The sequence below is a fragment of the Stenotrophomonas sp. TWI1409 genome, from assembly GCF_039673015.1.
In the GTDB taxonomy this organism is placed as follows: Bacteria; Pseudomonadota; Gammaproteobacteria; order Xanthomonadales; family Xanthomonadaceae; genus Stenotrophomonas; species Stenotrophomonas maltophilia_A.
Genome location: NZ_JBDJKU010000003.1, coordinates 110,716 through 127,928 on the forward strand (window position 1 = coordinate 110,716; position 17,213 = coordinate 127,928).

12 protein-coding genes are annotated in these 17,213 nt (G+C 66.4%); 2 read left to right on the forward strand and 10 right to left on the reverse strand.

Annotated elements, in window-relative coordinates:
* Positions 1-2 precede the first annotated feature (2 nt).
* From ABE423_RS02315 to ABE423_RS02325, 3 genes are all read right to left on the reverse strand, one after another.
* Entirely contained in the window at positions 3-227 is a 225-nt protein-coding gene (locus ABE423_RS02315) for a hypothetical protein (RefSeq protein ID WP_125892069.1), read from the reverse strand.
* Positions 228-289: 62 nt separating this feature from the next.
* A complete protein-coding gene (locus ABE423_RS02320; protein WP_346484845.1) occupies positions 290-1,642 on the reverse strand; it encodes a serine hydrolase domain-containing protein in 1,353 nt (450 codons plus the stop codon).
* Positions 1,643-1,939: 297 nt separating this feature from the next.
* Positions 1,940-2,845, reverse strand: a complete 906-nt coding sequence (locus ABE423_RS02325; RefSeq protein WP_346484847.1) for a LysR family transcriptional regulator — start codon at positions 2,843-2,845, stop codon at positions 1,940-1,942.
* A gap of 119 nt (positions 2,846-2,964) precedes the next feature.
* Between ABE423_RS02325 and ABE423_RS02330 the strand changes: the two genes are divergently transcribed.
* Positions 2,965-3,954, forward strand: a complete 990-nt coding sequence (locus ABE423_RS02330) for a zinc-dependent alcohol dehydrogenase family protein (protein ID WP_180837528.1) — start codon at positions 2,965-2,967, stop codon at positions 3,952-3,954.
* A 43-nt stretch (positions 3,955-3,997) separates the two neighbouring features.
* Here ABE423_RS02330 and ABE423_RS02335 read toward each other — a convergent pair whose 3' ends face one another.
* The 7 genes from ABE423_RS02335 to ligA form a co-directional block, all read right to left on the reverse strand.
* On the reverse strand, positions 3,998-6,526 hold the full coding sequence (locus ABE423_RS02335) for a membrane-bound PQQ-dependent dehydrogenase, glucose/quinate/shikimate family (protein ID WP_346484849.1): 2,529 nt from the start codon (positions 6,524-6,526) through the stop codon (positions 3,998-4,000).
* 131 nt (positions 6,527-6,657) lie between these two features.
* Positions 6,658-9,372 carry a DNA gyrase subunit A gene (gene gyrA / locus ABE423_RS02340; protein WP_049400193.1) on the reverse strand — a complete coding sequence of 905 codons (2,715 nt, stop codon included), beginning with the start codon at positions 9,370-9,372 and terminating at the stop codon, positions 6,658-6,660.
* Positions 9,373-9,590: 218 nt separating this feature from the next.
* Entirely contained in the window at positions 9,591-10,655 is a 1,065-nt protein-coding gene (mtnA, locus tag ABE423_RS02345; RefSeq protein WP_346484852.1) for an S-methyl-5-thioribose-1-phosphate isomerase, read from the reverse strand.
* A 47-nt stretch (positions 10,656-10,702) separates the two neighbouring features.
* Complete coding sequence (locus ABE423_RS02350) at positions 10,703-11,431, reverse strand: DUF3011 domain-containing protein (protein ID WP_346484854.1); 729 nt, start codon at positions 11,429-11,431, stop codon at positions 10,703-10,705.
* Positions 11,432-11,573: 142 nt separating this feature from the next.
* Entirely contained in the window at positions 11,574-12,530 is a 957-nt protein-coding gene (gene epmA / locus ABE423_RS02355; protein WP_125892083.1) for an EF-P lysine aminoacylase EpmA, read from the reverse strand.
* Positions 12,527-13,012: a GNAT family N-acetyltransferase gene (locus tag ABE423_RS02360; RefSeq protein WP_032127684.1), complete on the reverse strand. Its 486-nt coding sequence runs from the start codon at positions 13,010-13,012 to the stop codon at positions 12,527-12,529. Before ABE423_RS02360 ends, epmA begins: the two co-directional genes overlap by 4 nt.
* A 49-nt stretch (positions 13,013-13,061) precedes the next feature.
* Positions 13,062-15,533 (reverse strand): NAD-dependent DNA ligase LigA, encoded by a 2,472-nt coding sequence (ligA, locus tag ABE423_RS02365; protein ID WP_346484862.1) that lies wholly within the window; start codon positions 15,531-15,533, stop codon positions 13,062-13,064.
* 364 nt (positions 15,534-15,897) lie between these two features.
* On the opposite strand from ligA, the gene ABE423_RS02370 reads away from it, so the two are divergent.
* Positions 15,898-17,022 carry a pyridoxal phosphate-dependent aminotransferase gene (locus ABE423_RS02370; protein ID WP_346484856.1) on the forward strand — a complete coding sequence of 375 codons (1,125 nt, stop codon included), beginning with the start codon at positions 15,898-15,900 and terminating at the stop codon, positions 17,020-17,022.
* Positions 17,023-17,213: the final 191 nt, after the last annotated feature.

The following is a 17,213-nucleotide window of genomic DNA, read 5'->3' on the forward strand; positions in this document are numbered from 1 at the left end:
TCTCACTTCCGGGCGCGCGCCCTGTGCCAGGCAATGAGCGCACAGGCTGCTGCAGCGGCAATCAACACCCACCCGGCTGCCGCTTGTCCATGCAGGTAGCCTTGTGCATACGCAGCACTGGCACCTTCGCTGGCCATGGCCGGAACACCCTTGAGTATCACGTGCACCCCACGCAGCAGCAGCACCATGCTGGCGACCAGACACACCACGGGAAGAAGTCGGCTCATGGCCCGATTCTGGTCCGCCACCCGCCCCAGCGTCAACATCGCTGCGGCATAGTCGCTCGGGACTACAGCGGCACTCTTCGCGCGATGTAGTTGACCACATTGCCGATCGCATCCGGATCGACATTGGCCAGCCCAACGATCACATAGCCCTGCGCGGGTAGCACCACGATGGCACTGTTCGATCCGGGCGCACCGCCTTCGTGGCCGTACTGATGCTCCCTGCCCTCGCCCTGCACCAGGAAGCCGAACCCGTACCAGCCCTTGTGGTTCTGCGCCGTGGTGGCCTGCTGCAGCAATACAGGTGAGACCAGCTTTCCGCTGCGCAGCGCCTCGGCGAACTTCACCATGTCGCTCACCGTGCTGTAGCCACCACCGGCTGACATGCCGCGCCAGGGCAGCGACCTCGTTTCACGGACCCATTGCCCATCCTGCTTCGTATAGGCGACGGCACGCTGTGGCACCGTCACTGTTTCCGGTTCGAAGCCGGTGCCGGTCATGCCGGCCGGGCGCAGGATGTGTTGCTCCACATAGGCATAGTACGACTGCCCGGAGACGGCCTCGATGATCCGCCCAAGCACGATGAAGCCATAGTTCGAGTAGCTGTCCTGGCTGCCGGGCGTGAACTGCGGCGCATCCTTGGCAAAGCGCTGCACGTAGTCATCCAGCGTCTTCAGCGACGCGGAATACTGCTCGAAATCGTCGCCGAAGAAATCCCCCAGGCCACTGGTGTGTGACAGCAGCTCGCGCACGGTCACGCTGTTGGCGACGGCCTTGTTCGGATAGTCCGGCAGGTGCTTGCCGATCGTGTCGTCGAGACTGAGCCTGCCATCCTGCACCCGCTGCAGGATGGCCACGGCAGTGAACATCTTGTTGGAGGACGCAAGGCGGAACTGCGTATCCACGCCCACTGGAATGCCAGCGGTGCGATCGGCCTCGCCACCGCGCCAGTCCAGCAACACCTTTCCATTCTGTGCCACCTGCAACGCGCCCGACAGCGCGTCCTGCGCCCGCAGCGCCTCCAGCTTTGCCGTGGCTTCGGCCATCAGGGCAGGCAATGCAACCCGTGCCGGCTTGTACTTGTCCGGCGTTTCAGTGCCCTCGATCTGGAACTGCTTCAGGTGCGACGGATTGATCGGGTCCATGACCGCCGTCACCCACATCGCACGTTCGCTCAGCTGCCCCATCACCAGCAGCTTCGCTTGGCCGGGTGCACTCTCGATTGTTTCAAGTACGCGCAAGGGGCCTGTGCTTTCGCGGAATTCGAGATAGTCCCCGGGACCGCTGCCTTCCTTCTTCGCATACCTATCGGCGAAGGCCTGCAATGCCTCGAGGCTGGCAGCGTTGAAGGCCGCCAGCCAGTCATCGATGGCGTCCTGCGCACGTGGATGTGCACGCTCGGAAGATGTGGCGCCCATTGCTGGAAAAACCGGGGTAACCAGTAGAACCGAACAGGCCAGTGCACTGCAGAGAAACAGGCGTCCAACAACCCTCATGGCAGTTCCTTTGCGGGGATTCCTGGACGCATCCTAGACCAAGGATGCGGCCGCCGCATCGACACCAGGGACTCTGCTGCAACACCTCAACAGTGACGCTGAATGCATCGATGCGCTGCCATCCACTCCGCGTGCGTGGTGGAATGCGCACAGCCCCGGATGCAACGTGAGTGCGAGATCCTTCGCAGTTGATGGAAACCCTGCTACCCGATGGCCCCGCTATCGCCTTGCCATCGTCTGTTCGCTGAATCTCGCCACGCAGAAGTCCAGGAAGCTGCGCAGCTTGGGCGTCAGCTGGCGATCGCGCGGATACACCAGGTTGATCCAGGTCGACACCGGTACGTAGTCCGGCAGCACTTCCACCAGCTCACCACGCGCCAATGCTCCGGCCAGCATTTCGTGCGGTTGCAGGATCAGCCCCAGCCCTCCGATGGCGGCGGTCAGCAGCGGCTCGGCCTGGTTGACCATGAAGCGGCTGGACACTGGCACGGTCAGCACGCCGCCATCGGTATCGCGAAAGCTCCAGCGGGTGCGGATGATCGAATGCGCGAAGCCCAGGCACTCGTGGCGGCTCAGGTCATTGGGATGGGCAATGGCCGGGCGCGAAGCCAGATAGTCCGGCGAGGCACACAGGACCAGCGGATACGGCCCCAACCGCCGCGCCACCAGCCCACTGTCGGCCAGATCGCCAGTGCGGAACACCAGGTCGTAGCCGTCTTCAACGATGTCCACCAGACTGTTGGACAGGTTCAGATCGACCTGCACGTCCGGGTACTGCTGCATGTAGGCCACCACCGCGGGACCCAGCGCGTGCACGCCGAAGGTGACCGGCGCACTGATGCGCAGGCGCCCCATCGGTCGCCCGCGCGCCACTTCGGCCAGCTGCTCGGCCCCCTCCACTTCCTCCAGGATCACCCGCGCCCGCGCCAGGTAGGCCTGGCCGAAGTCGGTCAGGCTCTGCTTGCGCGTGGTGCGGTTGAGCAGGCGCACCCCCAGATGCTGCTCCAGCGCCTGGATGTGCTTGCCGACCAGCTGCGGCGACAGGTCCAGTGCCTCGGCAGCGGCGGCGAAGGAGCCGACCTCGGCCACCTTGGCGAAGGCCCGCAGGGGAACGATCAGGTCCATTGCAAACAATTGTTTTTCAATGAAACGCCAGATTACCCCTTATTCTGGATGCAGACTACGCGCACAGTAGCGCTCACCCTTTCGCCGGCGCCCTCGCCGGCCCTTCCTTGGAGCCCCCCATGAGCCAGGTTGTCCGCATCCACGAATATGGCACTGCCGATGTACTGCGCATCGACGATATCGACGTTCCCGCCCCCGCCCCTGACGAAGTCCAGATCCGGGTGAAGGCGATCGGCCTGAACCGCGCCGAGGTGATGTTCCGTAACGGCGCCTACTTGCAGGAAGCGCAGTTCCCCAGCCGCCTGGGCTACGAAGCGGCCGGCGTGGTTGAAGCCGTCGGCAGTGCAGTGAGCGGATTCACTGCGGGCGATGCGGTCAGCGTAGTGCCGCCGCTGGATATCGCGCGCTGGGGCACCTACGGCGAACTGGCCAACGTGCCGGCACGACTGGTAGTCAAGCATCCGCAGGCACTGGACTTTGAAACGGCCGCCGCGGTGTGGATGCAGTACGTCACCGCCTGGGGGGCGCTGTTGGAGCAGGCGCACTTGTCCGCCGGGGATTTCGTCATCATCACCGCCGCCAGCAGCAGCGTCGGCCTGGCCGCCATCCAGATCGCCAATGCAGTCGGCGCCACGCCGATCGCTGTGACCCGTGGCCCGGGCAAGCGCCAGGCCCTGCTCGATGCAGGCGCCGCCCACGCCATCGCCACCCAGGAGCAGGATCTGGTGGCCGAAGTGGCGCGCATCACCGGCGGCGCAGGTGCCCGCGTGGTGTTCGATCCGATCGGTGGCCCGCAGTTCGTGCCGCTGACCGAAGCGATGGCGCGTGGCGGCATCCTGCTGGAGTACGGCGCGCTGAGCAGTGAACCCACCCCGTTCCCGTTGTTCAACGTGCTGGGCAAGTCACTGACGCTGAAGGGTTACCTGTACTCGGAAATCGTCTCCGACGATGCCGCGCTGGCACGCGCCAAGGCCTTCATCGTCAACGGCCTGGACCAGGGCACGCTGGCGCCGAAGATCGCCAAGGTATTCCCGTTCGCGCAGATCCAGGACGCACACCGTTACCTGGAATCGAACGAGCAGATCGGCAAGGTGGTAGTGACGGTGTGATCCAGCGTCATGCAACGGGGGCGGCCCACCGCCCCCCTTGCGGTTACCTGGGCAACTCAAACGCCATCACGTAATCGCCGTTCGGGGTTTCCATGAAATGGTGGCCGCCGGCCATGATCACCACGTACTGGCGCCCGCCCTGCTCGTACACCATCGGGTTGGCCTGACCTCCCGCGGGCAGCTTGGCATGCCACAACTCCTTGCCGGTCCTCAGGTCGATGGCGCGCAGCAGGTCATCGGTGGCGGCGGCGATGAAGATCAGGCCGCTGGCGGTCACCACCGAACCGCCATTGTTCGGTGTGCCGATCTCGATCGGCAGGCCGGAGCGGATGCCGAAGGGTCCGTTGCCGCGCGCACTGCCGAATGGACGGTCCCACAGCAGTTTGCCGGTGCGCAGGTCGATGGCACGGATGCCGCCATAGGGCGGCTGCTTGCACAGCAAACCGGTGAACGGCAGGCGCCAACCGGCATTGACCTGGATGGCGTAGGGCGTGCCCACCTGCGGGTCACCCGCGCCTTCTGCTCCGCCCTTGTCGAACCGGATCTTTTCGCGCGGCAGCCAGCCCAACCGGTCGGCCTCCGCGCGTGGCACCAGCCGGTTGTAGTTCGGCATGTCGTTGTAGTTGGCCACGATCACGCCGCGGCGCGTATCGATGGACACACTGCCCCAGTCCGAGCCGCCGTTGTAGCCGGGGTACTCGATGGAATGGCGCTCGCTGCTCGGCGGCGTGTAGAACCCTTCGTAGTAGGCCTTGCGGAACTGGATGCGGCAGACCAGCTGGTCGATCGGGGTGATGCCCCACATGTCACGTTCGGTCAGCTCATGCTCGCGACGCAGCGTGTGGTACAGCGAGAACAGTTGCGTGGGCGAGCGCTGCTCGGGTTCAACACCACCGATGGGCACCTTGCGCTCTTCGGCCGCGGTCAGAAGCTGGCCGTTGCGGCGGTCGAGGATGTAGATGTCGCCCTGTTTGGTCGGCAGCAGGATCGCCGGCACTTTGCCGGCAGCGGTCGGGTAATCGATCAGGCTGGCCTGCGAACCCAGGTCGTAGTCCCACACATCCTTGCGCACCGCCTGGAAATGCCAGGCCGGCTTGCCGGTGGCCACGTCGATCGCCACCAGTGACGTCGCATAGCGGTTCTGGTTTTCCGTGCGTGAGCCGCTCCAGTAGTCACCCGCGGAATTGCCCAGCGGCAGGTAGACCAGGCCCAGCGCCTCATCACCGGTGGCGGTGGTCCACATGTTGGGCGTGCCGCGCGTATAGGTCTGCTCGCGCGGCGGCAGACCGCTGCGCTCGGGCTGGTCCATGTCCCACGCCCAGCGCAGCTTGCCGGTGATGGCATCGTAGGCCTGGATCACGCCCGACGGCGCGTCACGGCGCTGCCCGTCCAGCACCTGGTGACCGGTCACGATCACGCCACGCACGATGGCCGGCGGCGAGGTGATCGACACGTAACCCGGTGGCACCTCGCCCATGCCCAGGGTGATGTCGACCTGGCCGTTGTTGCCGAAGTTGGCGCAGGGGCGGCCGCTGTCCGCGTCCACCGCGATGATGCGGCCGTCCAGCGTGCCTTCGATGATGCGTGCCCAGCACGCCGGGCGATTGCCCGGTGCAGCACTGCGGGTGACGCTGGGCGGCGGCTCCGGCAGCGCCAGATCGGCGGCGACATCGGCCAATGCCGCATCGGCAATGGTCGGCGTGCGGGGCTGCTCGTAGTAGCTCACCCCACGGCAGGCGGCGGTGTACGGAATCGAGGTGTCCTTCACCTTGGGGTCGAACCGCCACAGTTCCTTGCCGCTGGCGGCATCGAGTGCGATCAGGCGGTTGCGCGCGGTGCACAGGTAAAGGCGATCGCCGATCTTCAGCGGCGTGGTTTCCGCGCCCCAGCGCTTCTTGGGCATATCGCCGGTACGGAACTGCCAGGCTGGCTGCAACGAGGCCACATTGGCCGGGGTGATCTGCTGCAGCGGCGAATAGCGGGTGGCGGCATTGCTGCGGCCCCACGCCGGCCAGTCGCCCTCGGCGGGCTGGTCAGCCGGCTGCAGGCCCGTGGTATCACGCGTAGGTTCCAGTCCGGCGCTGACCGCGCCTTCCGGGAACGGCTGATGCCCATCCACTTCACCATGCGGCGCAAAGGCCAGGCCGAAGGCGGCCACGAACACCAGCATCAGCACACCCGCCACGCTGCGCGACAGGCGTTTGGAGACCGGCTCGTGCAAGGTGGGCGCCAGCAAGGCCAGCACGATGCCGAGTGCGGTCACCAGGCCCAGCCGTGGCACCCAGCGCCAGTAGTCGCTGCCTGACTCCCACCAGGTCCACAGCAGCGTGCCGATGAACACCAGCGCGTACAGCAATGCACCGCTGCGGCGGTTGCCGAACAACAGGATGCCGCTGGCCAGCAGGCCGAGCCCGGCGATGGCGTAGTACGCCGAGCCGCCAAGGCTGAGCAGCCACGCACCGAGCCCGCCGATGACCAGGCCGAGCACGACCAGCAGCAGCGACAGCACGGTGACAAGGGGGTGCCGGGAGGCGCGAACAGGGGCAGGAGCGGACTGCGGCGTGGCGGACATCGTCGATCTCCGGGGGCAGCATGCGCCGTTATCCCACCGCCTGCGTGAAGCGCGCGCGTATGTGCGGCACCCGGATACGACGACGCCGGCACAGGGCCGGCGTCGTCGGGTACCTCAACCTGATGGCAGGATCACTCCTGCGCGGCGTCCTCGCTGCTGGCAGCCGCCGGTGCGCCGTCGGTCGCGGCCGGGGCGGCGACGGCCACCTCGTCCTCGTCCTCGTCGATCGAGGCATCCATGCGCTCCACCGCCTGCAGCTTCTCGTCCTTGGACAGGCGGATCAGGGTCACGCCCTGGGTGTTGCGGCCGACGCGGCTGATTTCCGAGCCACGCGTACGCACCAGGGTGCCACCATCGGAGATCAGCAGCACTTCGTCGCTGGAGCCCATCAGCACCGCGGCGACCAGCTTGCCGTTGCGCTCGGTGGTCTGGATGCCGATCACGCCCTGCGTGCCACGGCCCTTGCGCGGGTAGTCCGGCAGCGGGGTACGCTTGCCGTAGCCGTTCTCGGTGGCGGTGAGGATGTACTGCACGCTGGCGTCATCGGCGCCGTCGATCACCGCATCGCCATTGGCTGCGGTTTCCTCGACACCGTTGTCGTCCTCGTTCTCATCCTCGCTGCCACCGGCACTCTCGGCCACGATCAGGCTGACCACTTCCTCGCCGGCCGGCATCTTGATGCCACGCACGCCGGTTGCGGTACGGCCCATCGAGCGGACCTTGTCTTCACCGAAGCGCACGGTCTTGCCGTTGGAGGCGAACAGCAGGATGTCGCGCTCGCCGTCGGTCAGGCCGACGCCGACCAGGGCATCGCCCTCGTCCAGATTGATTGCGATCTTGCCGCGCGCCAGACGGAAGGCGAACTCGCCCAGCGGGGTCTTCTTGACCGTACCGTTCTTGGTGGCGAAGAACACGAACTGGCCATCGGCGTATTCGCGCACCGGCAGCACGGCCTGCACGCGTTCGCCCGGCTCCAGCGGGATCCAGTTGATGATCGGACGGCCGCGGGCATTCGAACCGGCTTCGGGCAGCTGGTAGACCGGCAGCCAGAACACCTTGCCCGAGCTGGTGAAGGTCAGCAGCGTATCGTGCGTGTTGACCAGCCACAGCTGTTCGATGAAATCCTCTTCCTTGGTCGCTGCCGCACTGCGGCCACGGCCGCCACGGCGCTGTGCGCGGTACACGCTCACCGGCTGCCGCTTCACGTAACCGGCATGCGACACGGTGACCACCACGTCTTCCGGCGCGATCAGGTCGAGGATGTCCAGGTCTTCTTCGCTGTGGCGGATTTCGGTACGACGCTCATCGCCGAACTCGGCCTTGACGTTGACCAGCTCCTCGCGGATCACCTGCAGCAGGCGGTCGGGATCTTCCAGGATGTGGATCAGCCCGGCGATCACTTCCAGCAGCTGCTTGTACTCGTCGGTCAGGCGGTCCTGCTCCAGCCCGGTCAGGCGGTGCAGGCGCATTTCCAGGATCTGGGTGGCCTGGATCTCGGTCAGCTGGTAGCCGCCCTCGATCAGGCCCACGCCCTTGGGCAGGTCTTCCGGGCGCGAGGCTTCGGCACCGGCGGCACCCAGCATCGCACCGACCAGGCCCGGCTCCCACACGCGCGCCAGCATGCGCTCGCGTGCTTCATTCGGGTTCGGCGAGGTCTTGATCAGCTCGATCATCTCGTCGATGTTGGCCAGCGCAACGGTCAGGCCTTCCAGCACGTGGGCACGGGCGCGCGCCTTGCGCAGCTCGAACACGGTGCGACGGGTGACCACTTCGCGACGGTGGCGGACGAACGCCTCCAGCATCTGCTTGAGGTTCATCAACTGCGGGCGGCCATCGACCAGCGCCACCATGTTGATGCCGAACACCGATTCCATCTGGGTCTGCTGGTACAGGTTGTTCAGCACAACCTCGGCAGATTCACCGCGCTTGATCTCGATGTAGATGCGCATGCCGTCCTTGTCGGACTCATCGCGCAGCTCGCTGATGCCTTCGATCTTCTTTTCCTTGACCAGCTCGGCGATCTTCTCGATCAGACGCGCCTTGTTCACCTGGTAAGGAATTTCGGTGACGATGATCGATTCGCGGCCGTTGTCGGCCACTTCGATATCGGCCTTGGCACGGATGCGCACACGGCCGCGGCCGGTGCGATAGCCGGCGACGATGCCGGCAGTGCCATTGATGATGCCGGCAGTCGGGAAATCCGGGCCCGGGATGTACTCCATCAGGCCGTCGACATCGATTTCCGGATTATCAATCAGCGCGATGCAGGCGTTGATCGATTCGCTCAGGTTGTGCGGCGGGATGTTGGTGGCCATGCCCACCGCGATACCGGCCGAACCGTTGACCAGCAGGTTCGGGAACCGGGTCGGCATGACCGTCGGCTCCAGTTCCTTCTCGTCGTAGTTGGGCTGGAAATCGACGGTTTCCTTGTCGATGTCCGCCATCAGCTCATGCGCGAGGCGCGACATGCGCGCTTCGGTGTATCGCATCGCCGCGGCGGAGTCGCCATCGATCGAGCCGAAGTTACCCTGGCCATCGACCAGCATGTAACGCAGCGAGAACGGCTGTGCCAGGCGCACCAGCGTGTCGTACACCGACTGATCGCCATGCGGGTGGTACTTACCGATGACGTCACCGACGATACGCGCCGACTTGAAGTAGGGCTTGTTGCTGTGCGCGTTGAGTTCGTTCATCGCGAACAGCACGCGGCGATGCACCGGCTTGAGGCCATCGCGCGCATCCGGGAGCGCGCGGCCCACGATCACGCTCATGGCGTAATCGAGGTAGCTCTTGCGCATCTCGTCTTCCAGGTTGACCTGGATGATTTCCTTGGCGTTTTCTGCCATTCGGGTTCCGTTGTCTGGTAGCGGTCCAGTCCGGCGCAGCCCTCTGCGGGAGGGGGTCGTGCCGGAACCTCGATTCAACCTGTGGATACTACCACAACAGGCCGCTCCCTGCCTCCATTTACGGGGATTTTACCGGCACAAATCAGGAACTTAGGGGGGTACCGGCCAGCGGCCGGCACTACCGGGGGCGGAGGTCACGCTGCCCCCTCCCCTGTGCCTCAGCCACCAAAGGCGGCGCGCATGTTCTCGATGGTCGGGTTCAGGATCACCCCGCGCTCGGTCACGATGGCATCGATCAGTTCACCCGGGGTGACGTCGAACACCGGGTTCCAGGCGGCGATGCCTTCGGCCACGGTGCGGGTACCGCCCACGCCGTACAGCTCGCCCGGGTCGCGCTGCTCGATCTCGATCTGGCTGCCGTCCACGGTCTCCATGTCCACGGTCGAGGACGGCGCCACCACCATGAACTTGACCCCGTGGTGGCGAGCGGCGATGGCCAGCTGATAGGTGCCGATCTTGTTGGCGGTATCGCCGTTGGCGCAGATGCGGTCTGCACCGACGATCACCCATTGCACCGCACCGGTCTTCATCAGGTGCGAGGCTGCCGAATCGGCGATCAGGGTGGCGTCGATGCCATCCTGCTGCAGTTCCCACACGGTCAGGCGTGCGCCCTGCAGCCACGGACGGGTCTCGCCGGCGAACACGCGGGCGATGCGGTGCTGGGCCATGCCGGCACGGATCACGCCCAGTGCCGTGCCGAAGCCGGCGGTGGCCAGCGAGCCGGTGTTGCAGTGGGTCAGCACGCCGCTGCCGGCCTCGATCAGGCCCGCGCCCAGCGCGCCCATGTGGCGGTTGGCGGCCAGGTCCTCCTCGGCAATGGCCTGCGCTTCGGCTTCCAGCAGGGCCTTCCAGTCGCCGCCGGCGACGTTCAGGCAGCGACGCATGCGCGCCAGCGCCCAGGCCAGATTGACGGCGGTCGGGCGCGATGCGTTCAGGCGCTGCAGCGCCGGCTCCAACTGCTGAAGCGCATGCGCGCCATCAGCGGCCTGCACGTCCCGCGCCGCCAGCACCACACCCCACGCTGCGGCAATGCCGATCGCGGGCGCGCCACGCACGGTCAGCGCGTGGATGGCGCTGGCAACTTCGTCACTGTCATGGCAGACCACGTGCTCGACCACGAACGGCAGCTTGCGCTGGTCCAGCAGTTGCAGGGCATCGCCGGTCCAGAGGATCGGGCGGATGTGGTCATAACGGGCGTAGTCGATGTCGGAGACAGTGTTCATGGGCCCATTGTAGGGCCACGCCCCGCGTGGTTGGAGCCTGCCCGGGCTCAATTCACCGAGAATTCGGCGCGGCAGCCGCCGTCCACCCAGATCCCGTTGCGGTTCCAGCCCCAGGTGTTGCCTTCCTCGCACGGGGTGCTGGACAACTGCTCGGTAACGATCGCGCCGACCGAAATGCTCGCCCCACAGAAGCGGCGCTTCTTCGACTTCGACTCGCAGGTCAGGCGGCGTGGCACGTCGACAAAACGGCCGTCCTCGTCAGCCACTTCGAAATCGCCCTGGCAACCACGGCTGGTCCAGACTTCATTGCGCTTGTAGCCCCAGCCCTGCCCTTCGCGGCACGGCAGCACCGACAGCTGGCGCAGCAGGCGCACCGGCGCCCCGTCCAGGCGCACCGGGCAACTCTGCGGGCGGCCATTGGATTCGCAGCGCACCACACGGCGGACCAGGCGCTTGCCTTCCGTTGCCGCAGGCGCTGCACCTTCCGCACGACGCGCACGGAACTCTGCGCGGCAGCCAAGGGTGACCCACACGCCACTGCGGTCGGTGCCCCACTCGCTGCCACGGATGCAACTGTTGCTGGACAACTGGCGCACAAGGTCGATGCCATTGCTGACGTCGATATCGCAATGCACCCAGCCCATGTCGCGCGATTCGCAGGTCACCACTTCGCCGTCATAGCCCGCCTGCTGGGCCGACGCCGATGACGGCAGCCAGGCACCCCAGAGCGCGATGGAGTACACCGGTGCAGCGACAACCGCAAACCACTTGACCAAAGCCTTCCCCAGCAGGAATGGATGAACTGCGTGCCAGTGTCCGGCATCTGCCGTGATAAGAGCATCATCCTGCTTACCGAAGCAAGCGCGGAAACGCGGAATTCCGTTCAGTCTTCGATGTTCAGGAACGTGCGCACCGCGCTCACGCGTGGGCGAAGTCGTAGGCCAGCACATCGGCGATACGCGGCGTGCGGCTCATCGCCATCAACAACCGATCGACACCCACCGCCACGCCAGCGCAGGCAGGCATCGATGGCAACGCCGACAGCAGCGCCTCATCCACGGACGGTTGCACCTGGCCCCGCTCATGGCGTCGCTGCAGGTCACGCTGGAATCGCGCACGCTGTTCGTGCGCGTCGTTCAGTTCGTGATAGCCGTTGGCCAGTTCCACGGCCCCCAGATAAAGCTCGAAACGCTCGGCCAGCGGCGGCGTGCCGGCTCGAATGCGCGCCAGTGCGGCCTGGCTGGCAGGCCAATCGTGGACCACGGTCATCACCGCGTCATCGAAATGCGGCTGGATATGATGGGTCATCAGCAGATCCAGCCAGTCATCGCGGGTCAGCCCGACCGGGTCGATATGTACCTCGCCCAGCGCGGCACGCAGCGCGGCCTCGTCGGCATCGAACGGATCCACACCCACGTACTGCTGGAACAGCTCGCGGTAACTGAGCACACGCAGCGTCGCACTGCGCCCGACCAGGGCCAGCGCCTGGCCGACCAGCTCGGCGGTTTCCTGCACCAGGCGATGGTGGTCCCAACCGACCCGGTACCACTCCAGCATGGTGAATTCCGGATTGTGTCGGCCGCCCGCCTCGCCGTTGCGGAACACCCGGCCCAGTTCGTAACAGTCACCCACGCCCGCCGCCAGCAGGCGCTTGAGCGGATACTCCGGCGAGGTGCGCAGCCAGCGGCGGCGGCCACCGGCATCGACATGGCCGGTGAAATCGGTATGGAAGCTGTCGATGTTCGGCTCGGTGTTGCCGGCCACCGACAGGATCGGCGTCTCCACTTCCAGCACATCGCGATCGGCGAAGAAGCGGCGCACCAGCGCGTTGAGCGCGGCACGCTGCTGCAGCGCGCGCAGCAGGGCCTCGCTCACAGGATGCCCTCCGGGCGCGGATGATCCAGCGGCAGGGTCAGCAGATCGCGGGTGTCATCGATGTAGCCACTGGCCAGGTACAGGCGCCGGGCCAGTTCGTTGTGGTGGTTCACTTCCAGCCGCAGGCGGCTGACGCCACGCCCGCGAGCGCGCTGTTCGCAGATGGCCAGCGCCTGCTTGCCGCGGCCGCGGCCGCGCGCGCGGTGGCTCAGGTACAGCTCGTCCAGCAGCATGAAGTGGCCGCCCTGCTCCAGGCTGAAACCCATCGCGATCACTGCGTAGCCCACCACCTCGGCGGCCTCGTCCAGCCACAGCAGCACCTCGCCATTGCGCGGATCGGCCAGCAGCGCGTCCACGCCGCGACGCACGCGCGCGTCGTCGAAGTCGATCTTGTCTTCGGCATAGAACTCGCGCATCAACGCGATCAACAGTTCTTCGTCGGCACGGGTGGCCAGGCGGAAATCCAGCGGAGCAGTCTGCATCGGTGTTCCTTTGTGTTTCATGCCGGGCGCCAGGCACCCGGCGGGGTCATCATTCGTGTTCGGCGAGGTAGGCCAGCAGGCGGTCTTCGTCCCATACCGGCACGCCCAGCGACTGCGCCTTGTCCAGCTTGGAGCCGGCCTCGGTACCGGACACCACGAAGCTGGTCTTCTTCGACACGCTGCCGGAGACCTTGGCACCCAGCGCTTCCAGGCGTTCCTTGGCGGCATCGCGGGTGAGCTGGGCCAGGGTGCCGGTCAGCACCACGGTCTGCCCATCCAGCGGGCCGGCCACGATCTCGGCCAGCGCCGGCGCCTTGGCCAGGATCTGCTGCATCGCCTTCTCGGCCGCCAGCAACATCGCGCCATGGCCATCGGCATCGAGCCACGCAGCCAGGCCGCGTGCAGTGTCATCGGGCAGGCCGGCGTTGACGAACTGGCCATGCTCGGCGTCGAGCACTGCTTGCGCGCCGGAAAGCGCAGCGACCAGTTTTTCGGCGCGCAGGCGGGTGATGCCAGGGATCTCCGATTCGACCAGCAGCTGCGCCAGATCCAGCCCTTCGCGCAGCTTGGCACTGGGCGCATGCACATCGCTGATGCGCACCTGACCGACCTGCAGCAGGTCATCGATGGCCTGCTGGTTGCCCTGCTGCTCGAAGAAATGACCCAGCGAACGCGCCACTTCGCCGCCGATGTCCGGCACACGCTTGAACAGCGGCCACGGCAGGTGGCGGATAAGCTCCAGGTCACCGAACCACTGCGCCAGCGCCTTGGCCGTGCTCTCGCCCACGTGCTCGATGCCAAGCGCGAACAGCAGGCGCTCCAGCGTGGCCGCACGGCTGGCATCGATCGCCGCGATCAGGTTGTCGGCCCACTTGGTGGCGATCTTCTTCGTGTTCCATTCGAAGCTGGCCGGCTGTGCCAGCGCCTGTGCTCGCCAGCCCGGATCGTTGCCATCCAGCTTGAGCACCGCATTGAGCACCGCACCACTGCCTTCGGCGGGCAGGTGCAGCTTCAGCGCAGCCGCCAGTGCGGAAGGGTCCTCGGCATCCAGCACCAGCTTCAGATGCAGCAGCTGGTCACGGTTGAGCCGGTACAGATCGGCCACGCTTCTGACGATGCCGGCGTCGACCAGAGTTTCGATGTACTTGTCACCCAGGCCATCGATATCCATCGCGCGACGCGAGGCGAAATGGGCGATGGCTTCCTTGCGCTGCGCCGGGCAGGACAGTTCGCCCGAGCAGCGCCATGCGGCAGCACCTTCCTCGCGCACGATTTCCGAGCCGCACACCGGGCAGCGCGTCGGCATCTGCCACGGCGTGGTGCCCGGCGGGCGGCGATCAAGGATGACGCTGACCACTTCCGGAATCACATCACCGGCGCGGCGCACGATCACGCTGTCACCCACGCGCACATCCAGGCGTGCGATCTGGTCGGCGTTGTGCAACGTGGCGTTGGACACGATCACGCCGGCCACCGCCACCGGTGCCAGCCGCGCGACCGGTGTGGCAGCACCGGTGCGGCCGATCTGGATCTCGATCGCCTCTACCGTAGTGCTCTGTTCCTGCGCGGGGAACTTGTGCGCGATGGCCCAGCGCGGCGCACGCGAAACGAAGCCCATGGCCTGCTGGCCGGCGCGGTCATCCAGCTTGTAGACCACACCATCGATATCGAACGGCAGGCCATCGCGGCGCTCACCGATATCGCGGTAGTAGCCGAGCAGGCCATCGGTGCCTTCCACCACCTTGCACAACTCGCTGACCGGGAAGCCCCAGGCACCGAGCTGGGCCAGTGTGCCCGAATGGGTGTCCGGCAGCTCGCCGCCCTGCACTTCGCCGGTGCCGTAGGCGAAGAAACTCAGCCGGCGCTGCGCACTGATCTTCGGGTCGAGCTGGCGCAGCGAACCGGCGGCGGCGTTGCGCGGGTTGGCCAGCACCTTGCCGCCCTGCAGGCGCGCACGCTCGTTGTAGGACTCGAAGTCGGCGCGGGCCATGTAGACCTCGCCACGCACCTCCAGCACATCCGGCCAGTCCTTGCCGTGCAGCCGCTTGGGAATATCACCGATCTCGCGCAGGTTGGCCGTCACGTCCTCGCCGGTACTGCCATCGCCGCGGGTCGCGCCGAGTACGAAATGACCGTCCTCGTAGCGCAGGCTGATCGCCAGGCCGTCCATCTTCGGCTCGGCCGAGAACCGCAGGCTGCGGCGGCCCAGGCGCTCGTCGATGCGGCGTACGAAATCCGCCACTTCCTCGTCGCTGAAGGCATTGGACAGCGACAGCATCGGCACCGCGTGGCGCACTTCCGGGAAGCGGCCGGACGGGCGCGCACCGACCTGCTGGGTCGGGCTGTCGGCACGGGCCAGCTCCGGATGCTCGCGCTCCAGCGCTTCCAGCTCGCGCACCATCCGATCGTAGTCGACGTCGGGGATCTCCGGCGCGTCCAGCTCATGGTAGGCGCGGTTGGCCTGGGCGATCTGCCGGCGAAGGTCTTCGGCGCGTTCGGCGGGGCTGGGGCTCATCGGGATCCGGTGATTCTGGGATGGCCGGGGATTCTACCGCGCCCGACCGTCAGGCCCTGTAACGCTCCCGCCTTTGTAGCGTCGAGCTTGCTCGACTGGTGCTCCCTCGCTCTGGCAGGTGCCAACCACTCCCCCATCCTGGTACGTGCCAACCACTCCCCAGCTCTGGTACGTGCCAACCACTCCCCAGCTCTGGTACGTGCCAACCACCCTCCCGCTCTGGTAGGTGCCAACCACCCTCCCGCTCTGGTAGGTGCCAACCTTGGTTGGCACATCTGCAGTCAAGCATGGTTCGACTCCACAAAAAGCAGCTTGCCGCCCATCCCCACCGGCGCTAGCGTGCGACGGTCTTCCCTTCGGAATCCCGCCCGTGACCCTGCCCGCTTCCCGTCGACGCTTCCTGCAACTGGCCGGTGCTGGCCTCGCCGTCGCCGGCACCGGGCTGCCGCAGCTCGGCCATGCCCAACCCGCGACAGCCGCCGCCCCAGCCCCTGCCGAAGGCGCCGTACTACTGAACTTCAACGAATGCCCGTATGGCCCCTCGCCCGCCGCCCAGCAGGCGGCGCGCGACAGCATCGCCAGCTGCGGCCGCTACCGCTTCGAACTGGCGGCACAGGTTCGCGATGCCTTCATCGAACAGGCGCGCATCCCGGCTGATCACGTGCGGCTGTATCCGGGTTCCAGCGAGCCGCTGAACCGCGCCGCCGTGCTATGGACCGGCCCGCAGGCGGGGCTGGTAGTGGCCGACCCGACCTTCGAGACGCTGGGCGAGGTCGCCGCCGCACACGGTGCACACGTGCAGAAAGTGCCGCTGCGCGAGGACGGTGCACACGACCTGCGTGCGATGGCCGCCGCCGCACACGCACGCCCGACCGGGCTGCTGTATGTGTGCAACCCCAACAACCCGACCGGCTCGATCAGCCCACCGGATGAGCTCGCTTGGCTGCTGGCCCACAAGCCCGCTTCCACCCGCGTGCTGTTGGACGAGGCGTATCTGCAGTACAGCGAACAGCCGAGCCTGATCGCGCAGGTGGCGCAGCGCGATGACCTGATCGTGTTGCGCACGTTCTCCAAGCTATATGGCATGGCCGGCCTGCGCCTGGGCGTGGCGGCCGCACATCCCGACCGCCTGCGCGAACTGGCCAGCCTGGGCGACAACCCGCTACCCGTGCCGGCACTGGCCGCTGCACTGGCCAGCCTGCGCGATCCGCAGTTGATTCCGCAGCGCCGCCTGCAGAATGCCAAGGTGCGGCAGGCCACCATCGCGTGGCTGGGCAAGCGTGGTTTCAGCTGCCTGCCGTCGGAAGCGAACTGCTTCGTGGTCGACGTGCAACGCGATGGCAGCGCGTTCGCCAAGGCGATGGCGGACAACGGCGTGGTGATCGGACGCAGCTGGCCGATCTGGCCACAGCGCGTGCGCGTGACCGTCGGCACCGAAGAAGAAATGGCCGCGTTCCGCCATGCGTTCGCGAAGGTGGCCGGCGTGCCGGCCTGATCCTGTTGGTGGGGGCGAACCTTGGTTCGCCCCATCCACGCATGGCGTGGATCTACTGTTGTGGGTGCCGACCTGGGCCCCTGTAGAGTCGAGATCCTATGTTCGTGGTCAAGCCTGCTGGAAGCAGGCTTGACCCACCTTCAGCATGGCCGGATCGAAGTCCCGGCCGCTTTTGAAGACACCCCAGGCGA

Excerpts from the sequence above, each read along its gene's own strand:
- ABE423_RS02315 (WP_125892069.1), bottom strand. The coding sequence starts at position 227 with ATGAGCCGACTTCTTCCCGTGGTGTGTCTGGTCGCCAGCATGGTGCTG.
- ABE423_RS02320 (WP_346484845.1), bottom strand. The coding sequence starts at position 1,642 with ATGGGCGCCACATCTTCCGAGCGTGCACATCCACGTGCGCAGGACGCC.
- ABE423_RS02325 (WP_346484847.1), bottom strand. The coding sequence starts at position 2,845 with ATGGACCTGATCGTTCCCCTGCGGGCCTTCGCCAAGGTGGCCGAGGTC.
- ABE423_RS02330 (WP_180837528.1), top strand. The coding sequence starts at position 2,965 with ATGAGCCAGGTTGTCCGCATCCACGAATATGGCACTGCCGATGTACTG.
- ABE423_RS02335 (WP_346484849.1), bottom strand. The coding sequence starts at position 6,526 with ATGTCCGCCACGCCGCAGTCCGCTCCTGCCCCTGTTCGCGCCTCCCGG.
- gyrA (WP_049400193.1), bottom strand. The coding sequence starts at position 9,372 with ATGGCAGAAAACGCCAAGGAAATCATCCAGGTCAACCTGGAAGACGAG.
- mtnA (WP_346484852.1), bottom strand. The coding sequence starts at position 10,655 with ATGAACACTGTCTCCGACATCGACTACGCCCGTTATGACCACATCCGC.
- ABE423_RS02360 (WP_032127684.1), bottom strand. The coding sequence starts at position 13,012 with ATGCAGACTGCTCCGCTGGATTTCCGCCTGGCCACCCGTGCCGACGAA.